Consider the following 20,543-nt stretch of genomic DNA (forward strand, 5'->3'; position numbering starts at 1 on the left):
TATTCATTTGAGCTTATAGATATACGGCCAGTTCTTGCCGGTAATCCAAAGATTCTTGCCGTCGTAGGCGATGCCGTTCAGAACGTCTACGTCAGGGTGCTTGCGCTGGATTTCGGCGACCTTGCGGCTTAAATCCAGATAATACGATACGCGGCCACTCGGCAATTCAATAACCGCGATTGCACCGGTCTGCCAGATGTTGGCGTACAGGGTATCGCCCACGATTTCAAGTTCATTCAAGAGCTTTACCGGGCGGCCGCCATCGGTCACCGAAATAACCCCCACCACATAGAATCCGCCCAAGGCAATCTGCAAGAGTTCACTAGAGCCATTGCTCATCAAAAGAGCGCTTTTCCAGTAAGTGAGCCCCCAGCCTTCGGTAGGGATGGCAAATTCGCCCTTTTTCGCAAACGGCTTGCGGCTGTAAATGAAGGCCTTCTTGGATTTCCAGGTCAAGTAGAAGATGTCATCGCCCACCGCAATGGAACCTTCGCCAAAATACTTGTCTTCGAGCCTGGCGGAATCCAGAATCTTGCCATCGAGCGTACGGCGGTAAAGTCCCGATTTGCCATACAAACCCGTCGTTTCAATCAGTTCCTTGCCGTCAAAGAACAAGCCTTGCGTAAAATGGGTCTTTTCGTGAGGAATTGAATCCACAATTTCGGGAACCACGCGAGGAGCTTCAGCGAAAGCGAGAGAAGAAAGAACTAAGACAGAAGCGAATGAGCAAAGACGGGCGAAAAAATTCATGTCCAAAAATTACTAAATTGCACGCCATGGGTGAATTAAGGATACCAGCCAAAGTCAAGATAATCGTAGGGATTCTCGCTAAAGATTCCCAAGCGGTAGAGGCCGTGCGCGACACGCTCCGCAACCGCTTTGGCGAAGAGGAGCTAGCGCTCCCGCCGTTCCCGTTCACCTTCACGAACTACTACGTCGACGAAATCGGGAACGCCCCCGTGCGTGCCTTTTTCAGCTACGAGACTCTGGTCGACCGCGAAACCATTGTCGACATCAAGCTTTGGAGCAACGACGTCGAACTCGAAATTGCCAAGCAGAACGGCACGCCCGGGCTTCGCCCCGTGAATCTGGACCCCGGCTACATGACGCTCGGACAGTTTTTCTTGGCGACCACCAAGGACCAGCGCCAGCGCGTATACATGCAACGTGGCATTTTCGTAGAACCCACGCTGTATTTTCAGGACGGGCATTTCCACGCCTTCGACTGGACCTACCGCGATTACCAAAGCGAAAAGTACATCCAGTACTTGGAACAAGTGCGCGCCCGCCTCGCCTACCAAATGAGCACCGGAAAACCATATCGCCTTAGGCGAGACTCCCATTAGTCATTCCACATTTCACATCACACATCATTATGAAAGCCGGAATCTTTACAGTCATTCTCCTGATCATCAGTAACGTCTTTATGACCGCAGCCTGGTACGGCAACCTCAAGCTCAAAGAAATGCACATCAGCACCGACTGGCCGCTGATTCTGGTGATTCTCGCCTCCTGGGGTGTCGCCCTCATCGAATATTTCTTCATGATTCCCGCCAATACCATGGGTAGCCGCATTAACGGAGGGCCTTTCACCCTCATGCAGCTCAAGGTCATTCAAGAAGCCATCTCCCTGACGGTATTCACCGTCATCGCAACGACCGTTTTCAACAACGAAGCCCTGCAATGGAACCATATTGTGGCCTTCGTTTTGATTGTGGCCGCCGTATTCTTCGCATTTTTAAAGTAAATTTCACTCACTAGAATTTTTCTTTGGGTTAAATGAGCTTTTTGGGACTTCACAAGTGGATGGGTTTATTTGTCGCGATCATCGTGGCAATCTCCTTCACGAGTGCACCCGCTTACGCAAAAACCGCAACCGCCAAAAAATCCGAAAAAGAAACCTCGGCCCAAACGACTAAAAAAAAGTCCGACTCCAAAAAGTCCTCCAAAAAATCAAAAAAAGCCAAACCCAAGAAGTCAAAAAAAATAAAACTGAGCGAAGACGACCCGAAAGCCTTCACCAAGGCGTTGCTCTATGACAAGCAGGGCGTCGAATACGAAATCGTCGAATCCAAAAAGAAAAAGCGCGAAAGAGCTAAGCAGCAAAAGAAGGAAGAAGAAGCCGCACGAATGGTCGACGTCTTTGACTTTTCAACCATTCTCCCGCCTATCACGCATGAGGCTCTCATCGGCTCGCCCTACGGCATCCGCAGCCACCGCCTGCACCGCGGCGTTGACGTGAACGTGATCAAGGACGAACCTGTCGTGGCCGCCTACCCCGGCGAAGTCACCATGTCGCGCTACAACAAAGGCGGTTACGGCCATTACGTGCTCATCAAGCACCCGAACGGAATCGAGACTCTTTATGCCCACCTTTCCAAGCGTCTGCTCAGCGTCGGCGACAAGGTTTTCCCCGGCGATATCGTAGGCCTCGCAGGCAACTCCGGCAGGTCTTCGGCAGCGCACTTGCACTTTGAAATCCGATTCGGCGAAGTAAACATCGACCCGACCACCGTCATCGATTTCCCGCACTGGTCGCTAAAGCCGGGCGTCAATAATTTCTCGATGAAAAAGGCCCGCAACGATCACCGCAAAATTCAGGCTCAACTCCGCAACTACAACTTTTATGTTGTTCAAGCCGGCGATTCCCAAGGGGATGTCGCCAACTGGTTCAATATTTCAATCGAATCGCTCTGCCGCATTAACAAACTGACCCCAGGCGCTCCGCTCAAGGCAGGCCAGAAGCTCCGCGGCAGCAAATAGCTACAGAGCCATAAAAGCGGCCTTCAGTTCGCGCGTAGCCTTTTCTGGATCAGCCGCTTTCATAATCGCAGACACGGCGCAAATGCCCGCAATACCCGAGCCCTTCAGCACAAAGATATTGTCCTTGTTGAGCCCGCCAATGGCATTCACCGGAATCGGCACCGCCTTCACCACGTCTTTCAAGGTTTCTACCGGTGTAATCACCGTTTTCACATGGGTCGTCGTCGGATAGATTGCGCCACAACCCAAATAGTCCGCACCCTGCTCATAAGCTTCAAGCGCCTGCGGCACCGTTTTGGCGGTAGCGCCTACAATCTTGCCCTCGCCCATGAGCTTGCGGGCCAAACGCACCGGCATATCGCTTTGCCCCACATGAACGCCCTCGGCACCAATCGCAAGCGCCACATCCACGCGGTCATCGATAATCAGAGGAATCCCGTAACGAGCCGTAATCTCATGCGTCGCCTTGGCAAGCTCCAAGTATTCGCGGGTAGACCGGTCCTTTTCGCGCAACTGGATAATGGTCGCGCCACCCTTGCAGGCAGCTTCCACCACAGGCAAAAAACGATCTTCCGGCACAGTCGTGCTGTCAGTAATAAAATAAAGCGTCGTATCGAGATTCTTCATGCACACAAATATAAAAATCCGTTTCGTTCGAAGCGGACTTTTTAAAAGATAAGAGCTCTTCTAGAATTATCCCAAAAAGAGATTCATGGTAAACGCTAGGCGGTTCGCCTTGTAGGTTACATCGTAGCTGTACCTGAACTCAAGCCCCAAGCCAAACACCGAGTTCATCTTGTACCTCACATAGGTACCTCCACCAAACTCGATAAAGCCGTAGTAATAGGGCTCGCCAAAGTCCGACTTCTCTTTTTTCCAGAAGCAATCCGTATCATCGTCCCAGCAACTATACGGTTCCGAATCGTCATTCTTATAGGGCACCCAGACATCGCCACCCCCCGCCATGTAGAGCGCCTCGGTGCGGGATGCAAACTGGAACAATCCCACAGACAGATTGGGAGTCGGCAAAATCTGTTCCATTACGCTAATACCGCCCCGAAACGCTTCTGGTTTACCATCACAAACAGCAATAAGCCTCCAGTCTGTCCACCCCATGATGCCGAAATGGTCAAAGGCGACCCCTAAAGAGATGTAGGGATTAAAGAACTGGAAGCCAAAACCAAGGCCTAAATGATTCTTGAAATGAATAATCGACGTACCAAAATCAAACGACCATTCCTCTTCAACGACATCTTCCCAGACACTGGTGCTGTGCTCTTTTTTCGGCGCCTTTATCGCCGAATCAGACGTGGATGCCGTATATTTCGTAAACGAAACATCGAAGATAAAGCCGCCCATACTGTCGCGGTTCTGGTAGGCCGACATAAAGGCCCCCGCCGATGGCGGCCGCATCGAGCACCCCGCCAACAAAGCGAGAGAGACACCCAACAACAAAATTATCAATCGATTAAACTTCACCCCCTAAATATAAATACAAACAAAAGAAAAAGTCTGCTTCGTTTGAAGCAGACTCAATTTCTCAATTTGGATTAGAACTTAAATTCTAATTCAAATTAACCGAGGGTAACCACTACTTTATGAGTACCCTTGGTGAAAATGGGAGCGACGTCAGCGTCAATCTTCTTGCCATCGACGATCATCTCGGCGACACCCTTGCACACGTGCTTCGGGTTCTTCACTTCGATTTCGTAGGTAGCGCCGCGGAACTTGCGGGTCACCTTGAAGCCATCCCAAGAGCTCGGGATGCAGGGATTCACGATGAGGCCCTTGAAGCTTGCACGGACACCGATGATGAACTGCGTTGCAGCCTGGTAGGTCCAGGAGCTGGTACCGGAGAGCCATGCGTTACGGCCCATACCGAACTGCTTGTGTTCGTCACCGAGGATGTTCTGCGGATAGCAATACGGTTCAGATTCGAACTCGTCGAGCTTGGTGTTCTTGGCAGCCGGATTAATTTGGCTGTAATACTGGAAGGCCTTGTCGCCACGGCCGAGAATCGTTTCGGCAATCATCACCCACGGGTTGGTGTGGAGGAAGATACCGCCGTTTTCCTTGGCTCCAGGAGGATAGGTGGAGATGCCACCCACGTTCGGGTCGAAGCCGCGGTAGCCCGGAGTAGAGCTTTTCACGCCGTTGGCGGTGTTGAGGAGCTTGTTCAGGCTGTCCATGCCCTGTACTGCGCGGTCACCAGTAGCAATGCCAGAAATCACAGACCAGGACTGGCTGTTGCAGTAAATCTTGCCGTACTTGGCCTTGTTGGTGCCGTAGGCGTTGCCCTGCTTGTCGAACCAGCGGACCCACCACTTGCCGTCCCAAGCGCTGTCATTGAAGGCCTTCTTCACGTCTTCGTACCAGCCCTTGTACATTTCGACAGACTTCTTGTCGCCGAGAGCTTCACAGATGTCCATCATTTCAAGGAGAGCCTTAGCATACAGGCCCGTGTTGAAGGAGGATTCTGCACCGAGCGGGAGGTTCATGCAATCGTTCCAGTCGGCAAAGCCGAGGAGCGGCAAACCGTGCTTACCGAGGTGAGTACGGGTAAAGTTGAGGGAGCGCTTGAGGTGTTCGAGCACAGTGCCCTTTTCACGCTGAGCGCGCTTCTTGCCGGCTTCGTAGAACGGAACTTCCTTCTTGAGGAGGTCCATCTTGCCGGTTTCCTTGAGGTAGTTGGCAATAGTGAGAACGATCCACAGGTGGTCGTCACCATACCAGTCAGCGTAAGCCGGGTTGCCGTTTTCATCGAGCACACCCTTCTTTTCGCGAGAGTCACCGGCGTTAGCTTCGTTGCCGTTGTCTTCGGCAAGGGCAAGCGGAGCGTACTGGTGCATGGCGTTACCTTCCGGACGCTGCACAGAGAGCAGGTTCAAGGCGAGTTCCAATGCTTCTTCCGGCATGTGGCTCATCACGCCCATCAAGTCCTGGCTGGAGTCACGGTAACCGATACCGCGGCTGGTGCCGTAGCCCAGCTGATACAGGGACAGGTAGCGGCTCCAGTTCTTGGTAGTGTGGCACTGACGCGGGTTGTGCACGTTCACCATGGAGTTGAACGCTGCATCCGGAGTCTGCACCTGGATCGTAGAGAGGTACTTTTCCCAGAACTTGGCGAGTTCGTCGAAAGCCTTGTCGACGTTCTTCAAGTCGCGGTACTTGGCGATTGCCTTGGAGGCAACCTTCAGGCTCTGTTCCTGACCGAGCTGGGTGCAGGTGCGGAAGGTCTTGCCGGCGGCAATCTTGCCAGCGTGGATCATGAGAGCGGCAATGTTGTCGCCACGGTCGCATTCGCTGTTGGAAAGTTCTTTGTTGGCGAGGCTGAGCGGAGCGGCCCAGGAGCCCATTTCGTTTGCACCGAGGAACACGCGACGGTCGCCATCGAAGCTACCGACCTTGCAGTTAGCAGTCACGTAGTTCACGGCGAAGTCACGCTTCATGTAAGCGTACTGTTCGAGCACCACGTGGCCGTCCTTTTCCCAGTGACCCTTGAGGGTCATGGTCTGCGGAACCCAGTCGGCGTTGGTGAGCTGCTTTTCAGCTTCGAAGTGGCTGAATTCATAAACCGGGATAATGTCCACTTCCTTGGCGGCACCGGAGATGTTGGTCACCTGGATGTCCTGGAGGAGAGTGTTGGATCCGGTCGGAACGAAAATCGTCACCTGCGTGCGGAGGCCTTCGCATTCGGCAATCCAACGCATGTAGGACAGACCCACGTGGCATTCCCACTTCTTCATCTTGGTGAGAGTCGGAACCACGAACGGAGAGAACACGGTGTAACCCTTGGCGTTCTTCACGCGGATATAAATGGTGCTGGCCTTAAAGTCAGAGCAAGGCATCTGGGCGATGTACTTGGTGATACGGTTCAGGGCCGGGTCGCCCTTGCAAACGAGGGTACCGCCAGTAGTATCGACGATACCACCAAAGTTCAAAGTACCAACGTAGTTGCACCACTTGATCGGGGTTGCCGGCGTGGTAAGCACGTATTCTTTCTTGGCGTCATCAAAGTAGCCGTACTTTGCAGCAGTCTTAGCTGCAACCTTCTTGGCCTTCGGGGCGCTCTTCTTGGTCTGTTTTGTAGCCATTGTTTCTCCGTAAGAGGGGTTGTTAAAATTTAACGAGCGTAAATATAGAAAAAACTAGTCCTTCTTATTCACAAAATCGCGATTTCCAAAGTTGATGTAGAAATATCCATCCAGTTTCTTGTTGCGTACCGGATCGCGCAAGATTCCAATAGCGGCGCGCACGTACTTGAGTTCCACCAGAATGTGGTCACGGCTCATGCAATTGAGGAACGGGCCTTCGGCAAAAAGGGTCGGGCGCGGTTCATCGGCAATCATCTGTTCCAAGCGTTCAACCTCTTTCACCAGTCGGCGTTCATGCGCTTCAAGAGTACGAATCAATTCCTTTTGTTCGGCACCGAAAAGGAAGGCAAAACCGAGCGTTCTCGGATCATCGTTAAAGCCGGTCAAATGCTTTAGCACTTCCTTGCGCAAAGTTTCTCGACCTTTTTCAGTAATCGAGAAAACCACGCGCTCAGGGCGGTTACCATCGCGTTCGCTACGGCCAGCAATGTCACCATGCTTTTCGAGTGTCGCAAGCCTGTTGTAAACGGTCGACGTGCTGAGGTTTGCCCAGCGGTCCAGTTCGCGGTTGCGAACCTCGGTAATGATGTCGTAACCACTGCGTTCCTTTTCCAGGATCAGGCCCAGAAGTACCAAGTCATAACGATTCATATATTACCCTTCTTCTAATTCCAGAAAAATCCATTAAGATTCACTTGTTGGACTATTCCAACTTGGAATATAACTAAAAATTGAAAGCTTGGGGCAATAATTTTTCAAATAACGAAAAAAAAATCCCCGCCACCTTTTGAGTGACGGAGATTTTCAAATCCTAAGGCGATTATGCGTTGCGCTCTACGAGCGCAGGCATATCGGCTCGGAAATGGGAACAAACGAGTTTGTTCCCGCTTCACTCGCCTTATTATGCCTTGTTCAAACGATCCTGGATCATGTCGATGATGTCGGAGAGTTCCTTCGGGAGGTGCTTGCCGAACTTCGGATAGTGATTTTCCTTAACGTCAGCGAGTTCCTTCTTCCAGCCTTCCACATCAACCTTGAGGATTTCCGGGAGGGTTTCCTTGTAGTAGTCAGCGAGACCGTCGGTGTTGAGGGTCTTCGGCATGTAACCGATAGCGGTTTCAACAACGTTGGAGTTATCGCCGTTGCAACGGTCGAAGATCCAAGCGAGCACGCGGCTGTTGTCGCCGTAACCCGGCCACATGAAGCCACCCGGAAGCTTTTCGTTGTTGGCATCCTTACGGAACCAGTTCACGTAGAAGATCTTCGGGAGCTTGTCTTCGGTAGACTTCTTACCGATTTCGATCCAGTGCTTGAAGTAGTCACCCATGTTGTAGCCGCAGAACGGGAGGATTGCGAACGGGTCGCGACGGATCTTACCGACCTGAGAGGCGTCAATCGTAGAGGCAGCCGTGATTTCGGAACCCACGATGGAGCCGAGGAACACGCCGTGGTTCCAGCTGAGGGACTGGTGAACCAGAGGAATGGTAGACGGACGACGACCACCGAAGAGGATAGCGTCGATAGGCACGCCAGCAGGATCTTCCCATTCCTTGGCGATGCAGGGGCACTGCTTGGCCGGAGCGGTGAAGCGAGCGTTCGGGTGAGCCATTTCTTCGCCCTTAGGAGCCTTGTCCTTCGGGAGAGCGTCACGGGTCTTGCCCTTCCAGTCAACGAGCTTGCCCTTAGCCGGGTAGCCGATGCCTTCCCACCAGATGTCGCCGTCTTCAGTGAGGGCGCAGTTGGTGTAAATGGTGTTCTTTTCTGCAGAGATAAGAGCGTTCTTGTTGGATTCTGCAGAGGTGCCCGGAGCAACGCCGAAGAAGCCGGCTTCCGGGTTGATAGCGTAGAGACGGCCATCCTTACCAAACTTCATCCATGCAATGTCGTCACCGATGGTTTCGACCTTCCAGCCCGGGATAGTCGGGATGAGCATGGCGAGGTTCGTCTTACCGCAAGCAGACGGGAATGCGCCAGTCACGTACTTGACTTCGCCCTTCGGGTTGGTGAGCTTGAGGATGAGCATGTGTTCAGCGAGCCAGCCTTCGTCGCGAGCGAGAACGGTAGCGATACGGAGAGCGAAGCACTTCTTACCGAGAAGAGCGTTTCCACCGTAGCCCGAACCGTAGGACCAAATGAGGCGTTCTTCGGGGAACTGAGTGATGTACTTGTATTCAACGTCAGCGCAGGGCCAGATGCCGTTGTCGCTTTCGCATTCGCGGAGCGGCTTACCAACGGAGTGGAGGCACGGAACGAATTCAGCGTTCACGTCTGCGTTGAAGATGTCGAGAACCTTCTTACCGGCGCGAGTCATGATGTCCATGTTGAGAACGACGTATTCGGAGTCAGTGACTTCGATACCGTTCTTGGAAATCGGAGAACCGAGCGGGCCCATGCAGAACGGGATCACGTACATGGTACGGCCGTGCATACAACCCTTATAGAGCTTACGCATCGTCTGCTTGAGTTCAGACGGGTCGATCCAGTGGTTGGTCGGACCTGCATCTTCTTCCTTCACAGAGGAAATGAAGGTACGGGATTCGACGCGGGCCACGTCAGACGGGAGAGAACGGAACAGGTAGCAGTTTTCCTTCTTGGCAAGCTTCGTGGCGAGGCCAGCCTTGACGCACTTCTGCATAAGGGCATCGTATTCTTCCTTGGAGCCGTCAACGACAACGACGTTGTCCGGTTCGCACATGGCAATCATTTCATTCACCCAAGTACTGATCTTCGGGTGCTTGATATCGTTAAGGGTAAGACTCATTATGAGCTCCTGTTTGGTTTAACGTTTAGTTTCGATAATTTCGAACGCGGTAAAATTTACAAAAAACAATGTCCAAATTGCAGGGGCATTGGCAATTTTTTGAACTAAATCACCCCATCCATCCGCCACACGCAGTCCGCCCTATACAGACAAGCGCAAAAAAATTTCGATTTTTTTTGTAAAAATCTTTTCATTTAGCCTAAAATTACATAAATTAGGCTTGTATACACGAAAAGGGCGTTTTAGCCCTCATTATAAGGTTATTGCTATATGAGTTGGTCTTATTCTAGAGAACACCAGAAAAACATCCTTTGCATGATCATGGCAGGCGGTCAAGGCAGCCGTTTGCAGCCCCTCACCCGCGACCGCGCCAAGCCGGCAGTCCATTTTGGCGGAACCTACCGCATTATCGACTTCGTGCTCAACAACTTCATCAACTCCGGCATCTTCAAAATCAAGGTTTTGACGCAGTTCAAGAGCGATTCCTTGAACAAGCACATTTCTGCAGCTTGGAACCTGAACGCAAGTCTTGACCAATACGTGGACCTGGTGCCTGCACAGATGCGCACTGGTGATGACTGGTACAAGGGTACCGCCGACGCCATTTTCCAGAATATCAACCTGATTACCGACGAACGCCCGGACCTCGTGGCCATTTTCGGTGGCGACCACATTTACAAGATGGATATCAACCAGATGATCGATTTCCATCTGAGCCGTGCCGCCTTGCTTACCATAGCCGCCATTCCGGTGCCGGTTTCCGAAGCCTCTGAATTCGGTATTATCGAAGTGGACGCCGACAACCGCATGATCGGTTTCGAAGAAAAGCCCAAGAATCCCAAGGAAATGCCCGGCAACCCCGGCTACTGCCTCGCCAGCATGGGCAACTACATCTTTACGAGCAAGTTCCTGGTGCGCGAACTTCTGAAGGGTGCCGAAAACGGTGCCACCGACTTCGGCAAGCACATTATTCCGAGCCTGTACAAGGACTACCCCGTTTACGTGTACGACTTCAACACCAATATCGTGCGCGGCGAACAGGCTAGCACCAAGGGATACTGGCGCGATGTGGGAACGCTCGACGCCTTCTTCGAAGCGAACATGGACCTTTGCTCCGAAAATCCGCCGTTTGACCTTTACAACAACTACTGGCCCATCCGCACGTTCAACTGGAACCAGCCGCCTGCAAGATTCTTCGCTGGCGACGGCAACGCCCACCAGGGCGCAGCTATTGACTCCATCGTGTCTTCGGGCTGTATCATTGGCGGCGGTACGGTGGTCAAGAGCATTCTCTCCCCCGGCGTTTCTATCCAGAAGGATGCCCTGGTCGAAGAATCGATCCTCTTCCCGAACGTGACCATTGGCCCGGGTGCCAAGGTGCGCCGCGCCATCATCGAAAAGGGCCTGCACATTCCGGCAGGCTTCCAGATCGGCTACGACCTGGAACGCGACAAGAAGCTCTTCCACGTGACCGAATCCGGCATCGTCGTGCTCGCCAAGGATACAATCATTAAGGCTTAATCTATTAGCTTTTTGCGACTAAAAAACCCCGACAAAGTCGGGGTTTTTCCATATTCAAACGGATGGTTTAGTTAATCAACGATGATTTCTTCATCACCCCAATCGCCGTAATCACCCCAGTCCATGGAATCTTCGTCAAGGTCCCATTGACCGTCTTTGCAAATCACGGGCAAGCCCATCACAACGCTCTTAGCACCTTCCTGGTCGCACTTCAGCATTTCTTCTGCAGAGGCTTCATCCATGGTCCATTCGCCTTCATCACAAGTCAGCGTCATAGCAATGCCGGCAATGACTGTATCCTTCGTTGCGCCTTCAACACTGCACATCAGGTTTTGTTCCATGGCATCTTCATCAGCATCCCAAAAGCCATCTTTGCAAATCAAGGGTGCTTCCATGCCGAAGACAACGTCAATCTTTTTTTCACCTTCGACAGAACAAGGCTGATTGTAACTACCCATAGGGTTATTCACATCCGTTTTCGGATCAGGATCCGTTACAGGATCATCTATAGGATTATCTATAGGATTACTGTTGCCGCCATTGTCGTGGATATCATTCTTGCTCGGAGTGTAGTCATCTTCCTCTTCGTCATCCATATTAACGCCAGAAGAGATATCCTTACACATACCTTCAGCTAGGGATTTGAGTTTGGCAACAGTTACCCCCGCAGCCTCAACTTTAGTCGTTACCGTATTGCCTTCGCAAGTAACTTCGGCATTTATGTCGTACTTGGCTTCCTGGCATTCTTCTTCGACAGCCTCCTTCGGCATACCCTTGTAGGTCGAAGCGGTAATAAGATAATCGCCCTCAATAGTTTGCTTGACTTCAACGGTTTCACCGCCATAGCTCATGGATCTTGTTACGGAATTAGCGTCTGAACTCACGTTACAACTCGGCGTGCCGCCACTAGCGCTACTCGAAGAGTCTCCGCAAGCCATGAGGCCAAATGCAGCAGTCAAAGAAAGGGCTAATCCAAGCTTTTTCATATTCATCATCGTCTCCTTGTATGTTTTGCAAGAAAGATATCTTTTTATTACAAAAAAACAACAGTTTTTTCAAAAAAAATTTACCCAAGCATAAAATATGTGTTTATTCACAAAAAAAGCCCCGACATAGTCGAGGCTTTTTAGGTATTTTGGGAGAGAAAACTACTTTAAGCCAGGAGTTTCTTCAGGAATTTGGCCTGCACCACCAAAGTTCATGCCGCCCGGGAATCCACCGGTGCTGTCGCCACCGAACATTCCACCGAAGTCGGGCATCTGCATTTCCCACTGACCATCCTTGCAGATATAGGTCATGTCCATGCTAAAGGCGTCACCCATTCCCATGGATTCAGTCTTCGTGGCACCTTCTTCGTCGCACTTGTTGGCTGCAGCAGTCGCTGTGGAATCATATACCCACTGACCGTCCGTGCAAACTAACACGGCAGCACCCATCATATTCTGGGTAGCGCCTTCTTCGTCACACTTCATCATGTCGGCGAAAGCCGTGGAATCAAAAGTAAAGCCCGTAGTATCGAAATCAAACGAACCTGGGCCAACATTGGCAGATGTATCTACCGGGGCGTCCGTATTGGGTTCTTCGTTTGCGGGTTCCTCGCTTGCAGAACTTGCTGCCGGAGGTTCATCTGTCTTGCTTTCAGAGCCTTCTTTTGCAGGGTCTGTCGATTCTTTTGTAGAACTCTCTACACTTGAAGAACTTGCAGGGGCTTCATCTCCACCGGCATTAGATTCACTCGAAAGAGACGGCTGATCTTCACCGCCTGCAGGTGTTTCGGAATTAGCCGATGAGGAATCGTCGCAAGCCATGAAAGTGAACATGGATGCAGCAACTATTGCAAAGCCCAACATTTTTAGATTCATATTGTCACTCCTTGAAAAAGATATCTTCAATATAAGCATTTCTTACTCGTAAACACGTTATTTAAACAATTTTAAACAATATTTTAAGCAGGTTGAAAATAATTTTTACACGCTTATAAAAACATTGCATTCTTCGCTTTTTCGCACAAAACAGCCCAATATTTCTAAATTTGTGCCCATGAGTGAAGAAAACCTGAGTCAAGCACCCTGTAACGAAATGTCCCAAAAATTGCAAGAAATTGCCAAGGCTCCCAAATACCGTGGCGCCATTTTCCAGATTGAAGCCGACGAAAAAGGCCTTGCCCTGGTCGACGTAAAAGAAGCTAGTCTTAAAGTCTATTTGATGATCGATCCGGAATGCGACAAGATTCTGGAAACCAGGTTCTTTACCTACGGCGGCCCGATTTTTACCGCTCTTGCAGACACCTTCTGCAAAAAGATTCAGATGGCGACCATCGACGAAGCCTGCGCCATTACCGCCGAAAGCTTGGAACTCGAACTCCGCGACACGCCGGACGTGCCTGCCATTGCTGCAACCGCGCCCGAGATCAAGCAGATGAATACGCTGATCAAGCGCGTTTACGATGTGTACCCCGAAAAGAAGGCGACAGCCATTCTAGTTCGCGAAAAGATGGAACGCATCAAGTACCGCACGCAAACCGCCGAAGGCCGCGCCGAAGCGGACGCCGAATGGAATGCCCTCACCAAGGTTCAGAAGATTGAAAAAATCGAGGCCTGGCTGCACCAGTCCGTACGCGGCATGCTCCAGGGCGACGGCGGCGACGTTGAAATTCTCGACTTGACCGAAGATAACCGCCTGAAAATCCGCTACCAGGGCGCATGTGCCGGTTGCGGTTCTGCCATGGGCGGAACGCTCTTCTACATTGAAGACGAACTGAAGAACAATGTTTATTACAACCTGATTGTGGAACCCGAGGACCCGCTCGACAACATCCAGCAGAACGAAATGTCCGATGCGGACCGAAATTTGGCCGGTTTAGACGATAACAATCCGCCCCCCAGCCTTTTCTAAATTTTATATTAAAGTTTGAAAACAACAAAGGAAACCTTATGTCCGAAGAACTCGTTTTGAAATTCGTAGACCCGAAGCCGATGCGCTACGGTGAAAATTCCCACCAGTCCGCTGTATTCTACCGCGACCCGACTTGCACCGAAGCAAGCCTCGCCACCGCAAAGCAGCTCTGGGGTAAGGAACTTTCTTACAACAACATCGTAGACGCCGACGCCGCCCTCGAAATGGCCCGCGAATTTAGCGAAACCAACGCCGTCGTGATCGTGAAGCACATGAACCCGTGCGGACTTGCTACCGGTGAAAGCCTCCGTGAAGCCATGGAAGCCGCTTGGGCAGGTGACCCGGTGTCGGCCTTCGGTTCCGTGATTGCCGTGACCCGCAAGGTGGACCTCAAGACCGCAGAATTCTTGAAGGGCCGCTTCGTGGAAATCTTGCTCGCTCCGGCATTTGACGACGACGCTCTCGAATTCCTGAAGAACAAGTCCAAGGACATTCGCCTCCTCGAAGTGGGCGAAATCAAGAAGGCAACCCACTGCAAGGTGTACAAGCACGTGATCGGCGGCATGCTGGTGCAGGACCGCGACGTGGACACCTACGAAAAGTTTGAATGCGTGACGAAGGCCCAGTTCCCGAAGAACAAGGAAGACCTCGCCCGCTTTACCTGGCTCGTGACCAAGCACACCAAGAGTAACGCCATCGTGATGGGCTACGAATACAAGCCCGGCTACTTCCAGGTGATGGGTCTTGGCCCCGGCCAGCCGAACCGCATCGACTCTAACCTCCGTCTTTGCCAGCCGCGCGTGCGCGACAACGTCGCCCGCATGGAAGAAGCCAAGGCATTCTTTGACGAAAATGGCAAGCTCATCAACGAAGCCGGCCTCAAGGCCCTCGAAAAGAAGGTCTTCGGCGAAGTCGTGATGGGTTCCGACGCCTTCTTCCCGTTCCCGGACAACGTGGAAGCCGCCCATGACGCCGGCGTGCGCTACATTGTGCAGCCGGGTGGTTCCAAGAAGGACGACCTCTCTATCGAGAAGTGCGACGAATTCGGCATTGCCATGGTGTTCACCGGCATGAGGCACTTCCGCCACTAAGGGTCGCCTATGGTTCCGACTTCTCAGAAGGAAATCAATCAGCGGGAAAAGGACCTGTACTACACGGTCCTTTCCTTCCTGAAAAAGATTCGCAAGGCAGGCAAGACTACCGCGAAGGAGTGGGACGAATACCGTTCCGCTATCAAGAGTGTTGCCATGACCGCCGATATGGGTAAGGCCGCTGACCTGTGGACCATGGACAACTTGGACCAGTTCAGCCCCGACAAGAGCCAGCTTCCGCCGCTCAACGACATGGAATACGTGGCACGCGTATCGCCCGAGTTCCTTTCGCAGCTCATGGAAGCCCTGTATTACGGTATGCTGAACCCGACCCAGGCGAACATGATTTCCGACGAGATCCAGGACGCCGATCCGGAATACGTGACTTCGGCCTCGCTCGAGGAACTGCTCGTAAAACTCTGGATTGGGAACGCTAAAAGCTACCGCAAGATGATAGCGAACTAATGAACGAACGCGTACGTGTAATTGGTGGCGGCCTTGCTGGCTGCGAAGCGGCTTTGCAACTGGCGAGCCGCGGTTTTAAGGTTGACCTATATGAAATGCGCCCGGTAAGGCAGACCCCTGCCCACAAGGACGGTCATTTGGCACAATTAGTTTGTTCCAACAGCTTTAAGGCATTGGGCATTACAAGCGCCCACGGACTTTTAAAGCAGGAACTCACGATGCTCGGAAGCTTTCTGCTGGATTCGGCCCGCGAAGCGGCCGTGCCCGCAGGCGACTCACTCACTGTAAACCGCGATATTTTCAGCGAATCGGTCGAAAAGAAGATTGCTGAGTCGCCCAACATCACGTTACACCGCGAAGAAGTCACAAGCCTCGAAGGCGACTGTCCGACTCTTGTAGCCGCGGGTCCCTTGGCCAGTGATGCGCTCGCCGACGACATTTTCAAGCGCCTCGGCAGCAACCGTCTGCATTTCTTTGACGCAATCGCTCCGGTTGTCGAGACCGACAGTATCGACTTTGACCACGCCTTTTACCGCAACCGTTGGGAAAAGGGCGAAACAGCCGACTTTATCAACTGCCCGCTGGACAAGGAAACCTACACCGAATTTGTGCGCAAGCTCTGCGAAGCCGAAAGCACGGAACCGCGCCCGTTCGAAAAGAACGAACTGTTCGAAGGCTGCTTGCCGGTGGAAGAAATGGCCCGCCGCGGTTTTGAAACGCTCCGTCACGGCCCCATGCGCCCGATTGGCCTTGGCCTCGGCAACAACGGAAAACTGTGGTACGCCGTCATCCAGCTCCGCGCCGAAAACAAGCAGAAAACCTTGTTCAACATGGTCGGTTTCCAGACTCGCCTCAAATGGGGAACGCAAAAGGAAATCTTCACCATGGTGCCGGCTCTCAAGAACGCGAAATTCGCGCGCCTCGGCTGCATGCACCGCAACACCTTCATTGAATCGCCCAAGTTCCTGGACAAAACGCTCCGTCTGCGTCCAGATCTTGAATGCGCCAAGGGCATTCCGCCTACCTGGTTTGCAGGACAAATTACCGGCAGCGAAGGCTACACCGAAGCGGTGGCCACCGGCTGGTACGCCGCCTGGAATATGGCGCAGACGATTCTACACGGTCATGCCGACCCGCTACCCGACGAGAGTTGCATCGGTTCGCTCATGAACCGCCTGGTGGAAGAAAACGAAGACTTCCAGCCCATGAATTTCAACTTCGGGCTGCTCCCCCACCACGAAGGCCTCAAGAAAAAGAATAAAAAAGAGATTCTTGCGGCTCGCGCCGAAGAATCTGTTCGAAAGTGGATTGCCGATAGGAAATTGGCCTAATCTTTTACGCAACGAACCGAATTGGCAAAACGCCTTGCAGTAAAACCAATACCTTCATCAGCAAAACCGTCATCATCCCATTCTTCGGACGTGAAGTTCACTTCAAACTGCAAATCGCTTTTGGCAATTTCGTTATCATCATAGGGTCCCGAAGACACCCAAAAACGAGCGACATCTTTTAAGCCAGAAAAACCAGCCGTTTTATTCGCAAACGGAGACGAATCATTCGCATTTTGTGTGTCCCTATAACCCGCCGGTTTCATCGAAAAGCCTGTGGAATCCGTTCCATTGCGGCCATTACTCCAGCCACTTGTCGACTTAAGCGCTAAATAGCCTTCTGCGGTTTTTCCGACAAAGGTCAACAAGGTATCCCATTCCAAAGTACTCGGCAGGTGCCAGCCTTCCGGACAAACCCCTCTCACGCGTTCAGGCAAAGAACAAGCCGCATCATTGCCACAACCCTTGCCGTCTTCGCTAAATACAGCTGCGCTATCCATGGCCGCGGCCCAAGTATAGAGACGACCATACAAATAGCAATTGGAACCTTGGTTTAGGTAGCAGTACGAACCATAGCTTGCGCCATCCACCTGGTAATCGTAATTCAGGTTTTGAGCCATCCAGACCTGCGAGCCGATTTCCACCATTTTGTAAACCTGGCCGTCACGAGCATCCGTGAAGGTATTTTCGGTATCTTCCGGTTCTTCTTCGGGATCAGTCACATCAGTAGAATCCGTTTTTTCAGGATCCTTCGAATTGCCATTTTTTTCGGAATAACGGACTTCGCTTGCGGGGTCATCGGCCCTGAACCATCCGTCACCATTACACACGTAATCGATTTCTGCCGATTTTACGTGTACGGAAACACCCTCGAGTTCTTCATCGCATTCGTAATGGGATAAATCGACAAATGTCGAAACTTCAGATGGCAAGCCCTTCTTTTCGTTGTTTTTTGAGTTAGATGAAGCGCTATCGTCGCCGCAGGCGACAAGAGACAAAATGCTAGCACCAACAAGTGATTTGTAGAATAAATTCATAAATCCTCCCTTTTGAAAGGAAATTTATAAAAAAATTTAAAAATGAGAGAAAAAGGCTTCACCTTCGGTGAAGCTAATCTGGCTACCTAAGATATAGAAAAAGCACCCACAAGGGGGCTTATCTTGTATCGGGGTAACCAGATTGTTCTTGCCGCTATTCGGCTTCGCCGAGCGGCGCGAACCCTACGGGCTATGCCTTAACGGCATAGCGCAAAATTCGCCTTACGCACTCTCGTTGTTCGTGCATAGGCAAATTTTGTGCCACAAAGCTCACTTCGTTTCGTATTTTGCCCTTCGGGCTTACTTGAACTTCGTTCAAGTTAAGGCCTAAAACCATCTGAGTTCGCTTCGCTCTCGATGGTTTTAGTCGAACTGGTCAGTTCGATCTGGCGTTAGCACGATACAAAAAGCGACCCCCTGAAGGGATCGCGTTTTGTATCGGGGTAGCCAGATTCGAACTGACGACATTCTGCTCCCAAAGCAGACGCTCTACCAGGCTGAGCTACACCCCGAGTGCGACAAATATAATAAAATAAGATTCGTTTGAGTAGCGTTTTTGAAAAGAAAAACCGATTCTAGAAAATCTAGAACCGGTTTCCTGAGCTACGAAGGGCTCGAACCTTCGACCCACGCCTTAAAAGGGCGTTGCTCTACCAACTGAGCTAGTAGCCCGAACGCACCCAAATATATTAAACGTTTCGTCATTTGTAAAGGCAGGATTCCCATTTATTCGTAAAATTTAACGCTTTTTTGGCGATTTATGCACTCACGCGGCAACAATATTTGTAAATTTCAATCATGAATTTCAAGCACTTTTTGACAGCGGTCTCGGCACTACTCGCAATCCCCGTAGCAAGCCATGCCTACTTTACTCAAGGCGATGCCGGACAAGAAGTGTTTTCGTTTATCAATACCTTTGATAGCCCGCGTAACGCAGCTCTCGAAAAGTCGGCCGGTGCAAGCAATTCGACCGACCCGACGATTGTACAGCTGAACCCGGCAGCAGTCATTTTGCCCGAAGGCAAGAACCACATTGCATCGGTTCACTGGCAGACGGGCGACATGGCCGACAACCAGGGTAGCATCAGCTACACCGGGCATTACAACAAGTACATTTTCCAGGTTTCGTACAACTGGCTTTCTTACGGCACCATCGAAGGCTACAACGAATATGGCGATGCCACGGGCAACGACTACGAACCGTTCAGCCAGCTGGCCACGGCATCAGTCGCCTTCCCCATGAAGCATATCCGCTTCGGTGCGACTCTGAAATTCGCTGCCGACAAGCTCACGGACGATGCCGGAGACCGCACGGCCCTGGGTGCCGCATTCGATTGGGGTCTCACCTGGCAGTCCGAAAGCAAGCGCTTTGGTTTGGCCGTCATGGCTCGCGACTTCGGTTGCCTGTTGCGCGACTATGTGGACGACGGCGAGAACGATTATTTTCCGATGTCGCAGACGTTTGCCATAGCCGGCTACTTTAGGCCCAAGGTTCTCCCCCGTCTCACGGTTTACATGGACAACGATTTTCCGCGTTACCAGGAAGCCTTTTTGAGCTTGGGTGGCGAATACGCACTCGGCCAGCATCTTTTTGTTCGCGCCGGTTTTCAGCGCACGTGGCTTGACTTGATCCGCGACGCCAAGGAGCTCATGGCTTCCGAAGACCGCCCGGATGAAACGAACAACGCCCACATGTTGAGCGCGGGCCTGGGCTATGCGATGGACTTGCTCGCCATCGATTACAGTTTCTCGTACCTTGCCCAAGGTATGGGTCACGAGCACAGGCTTGGCGTGCGAGTGAATTTCTAATTCAGGCTTGCAATGCGGCAGTTTGACGTTATTGTTCTCGAAGAAAACTCCCCGCAATTCGATAACTGGACACCCCCTTTTGAAGACCCGGCCCTCGGCTGGTTGCACGACTATGACTGGAACCGCCCGTTGCAAAGTATCGATGCGGAATGGGTCGTCATTACGCAGCCCGCGGTGAAGATTGACCGCGAATTTTTGAATAACTTGGCCGAAGTCACCGAAGGATTCCCGATGGTGGACGCCTTTGCACCGCGCCTAAAGTGTGACGGAAAATTCCATGGCGGGCTGTTGCTTGCCGGAAGCAAAGGGTTCTCCCCTATTTCTGAAAACGAGAAGATGCGGTATGTTGCAGCCCCGAACCCGATGATTGCGGTGTTTTCGAGCCGCATTATCCAACGCACCGGGTTGTTCGATTTGGACCTGCCGCCCGAATTCAGACTGCTGGATTACGCCCTCCGTATGGCTCACGCCGGCGGAAAGATGTTCAGCGTGCCATATCTTGTGGCAAGAACTTCGCAACTTACCGACGCTGGCCGCCTAAATCAAGTCGCTCCGCTGTGGGAAATCTATTACAAGACACTCCCCGTTGGTCTGCTATCTGCCTTCACGTTCCGCCATCTGACCATGGCCCCCAAATTCTTGGGGTTCGACAAAGGCAAGAAACGTCGCCTGTTCAAGCGCGACAAGGCAACAGCTTTATCAAAACTTACGGCAGATTATTTGAAATGTGTAATGTGTGATGATTAATGAACAATGAATAATTAATCATTTTTCATTCC

The 20,543-nt window shown here is 51.7% G+C and carries 19 protein-coding genes and 2 tRNA genes; 10 read left to right on the forward strand and 11 right to left on the reverse strand.

What is annotated here, in order from left to right:
* Positions 1–3 precede the first annotated feature (3 nt).
* Positions 4–750, reverse strand: a complete 747-nt coding sequence (locus B7989_RS10280) for a glutaminyl-peptide cyclotransferase (RefSeq protein ID WP_088628405.1) — start codon at positions 748–750, stop codon at positions 4–6.
* 26 nt (positions 751–776) lie between these two features.
* Here B7989_RS10280 and B7989_RS10285 point away from each other — a divergent pair, with 26 nt between their 5' ends.
* Genes B7989_RS10285 through B7989_RS10295 form a run of 3 tightly spaced genes read left to right on the forward strand, consistent with a single transcriptional unit; the run spans position 777 to position 2,763 of the window.
* Entirely contained in the window at positions 777–1,346 is a 570-nt protein-coding gene (locus tag B7989_RS10285; RefSeq protein ID WP_088628406.1) for a DUF4416 family protein, read from the forward strand.
* A gap of 29 nt (positions 1,347–1,375) precedes the next feature.
* A complete protein-coding gene (locus tag B7989_RS10290; RefSeq protein ID WP_072797743.1) occupies positions 1,376–1,747 on the forward strand; it encodes a DMT family protein in 372 nt (123 codons plus the stop codon).
* 32 nt (positions 1,748–1,779) lie between these two features.
* Positions 1,780–2,763, forward strand: a complete 984-nt coding sequence (locus B7989_RS10295; RefSeq protein ID WP_088628407.1) for a peptidoglycan DD-metalloendopeptidase family protein — start codon at positions 1,780–1,782, stop codon at positions 2,761–2,763.
* Here B7989_RS10295 and thiE read toward each other — a convergent pair whose 3' ends face one another.
* From thiE to B7989_RS10320, 5 genes are all read right to left on the reverse strand, one after another.
* Positions 2,764–3,390, reverse strand: a complete 627-nt coding sequence (gene thiE, locus B7989_RS10300) for a thiamine phosphate synthase (protein ID WP_088628408.1) — start codon at positions 3,388–3,390, stop codon at positions 2,764–2,766. It lies immediately after the preceding gene.
* Between the two features lie 66 nt (positions 3,391–3,456).
* Positions 3,457–4,176 (reverse strand): hypothetical protein, encoded by a 720-nt coding sequence (locus tag B7989_RS10305; RefSeq protein WP_233144360.1) that lies wholly within the window; start codon positions 4,174–4,176, stop codon positions 3,457–3,459.
* A 161-nt stretch (positions 4,177–4,337) separates the two neighbouring features.
* A complete protein-coding gene (locus B7989_RS10310; RefSeq protein WP_088628410.1) occupies positions 4,338–6,857 on the reverse strand; it encodes a GH36-type glycosyl hydrolase domain-containing protein in 2,520 nt (839 codons plus the stop codon).
* Between the two features lie 54 nt (positions 6,858–6,911).
* On the reverse strand, positions 6,912–7,508 hold the full coding sequence (locus B7989_RS10315) for a PadR family transcriptional regulator (protein ID WP_088628411.1): 597 nt from the start codon (positions 7,506–7,508) through the stop codon (positions 6,912–6,914).
* 250 nt (positions 7,509–7,758) lie between these two features.
* Complete coding sequence (locus B7989_RS10320; protein ID WP_072797739.1) at positions 7,759–9,618, reverse strand: phosphoenolpyruvate carboxykinase (GTP); 1,860 nt, start codon at positions 9,616–9,618, stop codon at positions 7,759–7,761.
* A 270-nt stretch (positions 9,619–9,888) separates the two neighbouring features.
* On the opposite strand from B7989_RS10320, the gene glgC reads away from it, so the two are divergent.
* Entirely contained in the window at positions 9,889–11,139 is a 1,251-nt protein-coding gene (glgC, locus tag B7989_RS10325) for a glucose-1-phosphate adenylyltransferase (protein ID WP_072797738.1), read from the forward strand.
* Positions 11,140–11,210: 71 nt separating this feature from the next.
* On the opposite strand, the gene B7989_RS10330 is transcribed toward glgC, so the two are convergent.
* Positions 11,211–12,125 carry a hypothetical protein gene (locus tag B7989_RS10330; RefSeq protein ID WP_144265026.1) on the reverse strand — a complete coding sequence of 305 codons (915 nt, stop codon included), beginning with the start codon at positions 12,123–12,125 and terminating at the stop codon, positions 11,211–11,213.
* Positions 12,126–12,287: 162 nt separating this feature from the next.
* Positions 12,288–13,001, reverse strand: a complete 714-nt coding sequence (locus B7989_RS10340) for a hypothetical protein (RefSeq protein WP_144265027.1) — start codon at positions 12,999–13,001, stop codon at positions 12,288–12,290.
* Positions 13,002–13,179: 178 nt separating this feature from the next.
* Here B7989_RS10340 and B7989_RS10345 point away from each other — a divergent pair, with 178 nt between their 5' ends.
* Genes B7989_RS10345 through trmFO form a run of 4 tightly spaced genes read left to right on the forward strand, consistent with a single transcriptional unit; the run spans position 13,180 to position 16,921 of the window.
* Positions 13,180–14,034 (forward strand): NifU family protein, encoded by an 855-nt coding sequence (locus B7989_RS10345; protein WP_233144361.1) that lies wholly within the window; start codon positions 13,180–13,182, stop codon positions 14,032–14,034.
* A gap of 5 nt (positions 14,035–14,039) precedes the next feature.
* Entirely contained in the window at positions 14,040–15,125 is a 1,086-nt protein-coding gene (locus B7989_RS10350; RefSeq protein ID WP_349362399.1) for an IMP cyclohydrolase, read from the forward strand.
* Between the two features lie 9 nt (positions 15,126–15,134).
* Positions 15,135–15,590 carry a hypothetical protein gene (locus tag B7989_RS10355; protein WP_073322735.1) on the forward strand — a complete coding sequence of 152 codons (456 nt, stop codon included), beginning with the start codon at positions 15,135–15,137 and terminating at the stop codon, positions 15,588–15,590.
* On the forward strand, positions 15,590–16,921 hold the full coding sequence (trmFO, locus tag B7989_RS10360) for a methylenetetrahydrofolate--tRNA-(uracil(54)-C(5))-methyltransferase (FADH(2)-oxidizing) TrmFO (protein WP_088628417.1): 1,332 nt from the start codon (positions 15,590–15,592) through the stop codon (positions 16,919–16,921). The genes B7989_RS10355 and trmFO overlap by 1 nt, the downstream gene beginning before the upstream one ends.
* Here the strand turns inward: trmFO and B7989_RS10365 are convergent.
* From B7989_RS10365 to B7989_RS10375, 3 genes are all read right to left on the reverse strand, one after another.
* Positions 16,918–17,955, reverse strand: coding sequence for a fibrobacter succinogenes major paralogous domain-containing protein (locus B7989_RS10365; RefSeq protein ID WP_088628418.1), 1,038 nt, complete (start codon positions 17,953–17,955; stop codon positions 16,918–16,920). The two genes, trmFO and B7989_RS10365, sit on opposite strands and share 4 nt — an antisense overlap.
* A 438-nt stretch (positions 17,956–18,393) precedes the next feature.
* Positions 18,394–18,467, reverse strand: a tRNA-Pro gene (locus tag B7989_RS10370).
* An 87-nt stretch (positions 18,468–18,554) separates the two neighbouring features.
* Positions 18,555–18,627, reverse strand: a tRNA-Lys gene (locus B7989_RS10375).
* Positions 18,628–18,753: 126 nt separating this feature from the next.
* Between B7989_RS10375 and B7989_RS10380 the strand changes: the two genes are divergently transcribed.
* Both B7989_RS10380 and B7989_RS10385 read left to right on the forward strand, forming a co-directional pair.
* On the forward strand, positions 18,754–19,764 hold the full coding sequence (locus B7989_RS10380) for a hypothetical protein (RefSeq protein WP_088628419.1): 1,011 nt from the start codon (positions 18,754–18,756) through the stop codon (positions 19,762–19,764).
* A 12-nt stretch (positions 19,765–19,776) separates the two neighbouring features.
* Positions 19,777–20,511: a hypothetical protein gene (locus tag B7989_RS10385; RefSeq protein ID WP_088628420.1), complete on the forward strand. Its 735-nt coding sequence runs from the start codon at positions 19,777–19,779 to the stop codon at positions 20,509–20,511.
* Positions 20,512–20,543: the final 32 nt, after the last annotated feature.

Source organism: Fibrobacter sp. UWB5, from assembly GCF_002210295.1.
In the GTDB taxonomy this organism is placed as follows: Bacteria; Fibrobacterota; Fibrobacteria; order Fibrobacterales; family Fibrobacteraceae; genus Fibrobacter.

Excerpts from the sequence above, each read along its gene's own strand:
- B7989_RS10315 (WP_088628411.1), bottom strand. The coding sequence starts at position 7,508 with ATGAATCGTTATGACTTGGTACTTCTGGGCCTGATCCTGGAAAAGGAA.
- B7989_RS10355 (WP_073322735.1), top strand. The coding sequence starts at position 15,135 with ATGGTTCCGACTTCTCAGAAGGAAATCAATCAGCGGGAAAAGGACCTG.
- B7989_RS10385 (WP_088628420.1), top strand. The coding sequence starts at position 19,777 with ATGCGGCAGTTTGACGTTATTGTTCTCGAAGAAAACTCCCCGCAATTC.
- B7989_RS10305 (WP_233144360.1), bottom strand. The coding sequence starts at position 4,176 with ATGCGGCCGCCATCGGCGGGGGCCTTTATGTCGGCCTACCAGAACCGC.
- B7989_RS10295 (WP_088628407.1), top strand. The coding sequence starts at position 1,780 with ATGAGCTTTTTGGGACTTCACAAGTGGATGGGTTTATTTGTCGCGATC.
- B7989_RS10290 (WP_072797743.1), top strand. The coding sequence starts at position 1,376 with ATGAAAGCCGGAATCTTTACAGTCATTCTCCTGATCATCAGTAACGTC.
- thiE (WP_088628408.1), bottom strand. The coding sequence starts at position 3,390 with ATGAAGAATCTCGATACGACGCTTTATTTTATTACTGACAGCACGACT.
- B7989_RS10310 (WP_088628410.1), bottom strand. The coding sequence starts at position 6,857 with ATGGCTACAAAACAGACCAAGAAGAGCGCCCCGAAGGCCAAGAAGGTT.
- B7989_RS10280 (WP_088628405.1), bottom strand. The coding sequence starts at position 750 with ATGAATTTTTTCGCCCGTCTTTGCTCATTCGCTTCTGTCTTAGTTCTT.
- B7989_RS10340 (WP_144265027.1), bottom strand. The coding sequence starts at position 13,001 with ATGAATCTAAAAATGTTGGGCTTTGCAATAGTTGCTGCATCCATGTTC.
- B7989_RS10365 (WP_088628418.1), bottom strand. The coding sequence starts at position 17,955 with ATGAATTTATTCTACAAATCACTTGTTGGTGCTAGCATTTTGTCTCTT.
- glgC (WP_072797738.1), top strand. The coding sequence starts at position 9,889 with ATGAGTTGGTCTTATTCTAGAGAACACCAGAAAAACATCCTTTGCATG.
- B7989_RS10330 (WP_144265026.1), bottom strand. The coding sequence starts at position 12,125 with ATGAAAAAGCTTGGATTAGCCCTTTCTTTGACTGCTGCATTTGGCCTC.
- B7989_RS10345 (WP_233144361.1), top strand. The coding sequence starts at position 13,180 with ATGAGTGAAGAAAACCTGAGTCAAGCACCCTGTAACGAAATGTCCCAA.
- B7989_RS10380 (WP_088628419.1), top strand. The coding sequence starts at position 18,754 with ATGAATTTCAAGCACTTTTTGACAGCGGTCTCGGCACTACTCGCAATC.
- B7989_RS10285 (WP_088628406.1), top strand. The coding sequence starts at position 777 with ATGGGTGAATTAAGGATACCAGCCAAAGTCAAGATAATCGTAGGGATT.
- trmFO (WP_088628417.1), top strand. The coding sequence starts at position 15,590 with ATGAACGAACGCGTACGTGTAATTGGTGGCGGCCTTGCTGGCTGCGAA.
- B7989_RS10320 (WP_072797739.1), bottom strand. The coding sequence starts at position 9,618 with ATGAGTCTTACCCTTAACGATATCAAGCACCCGAAGATCAGTACTTGG.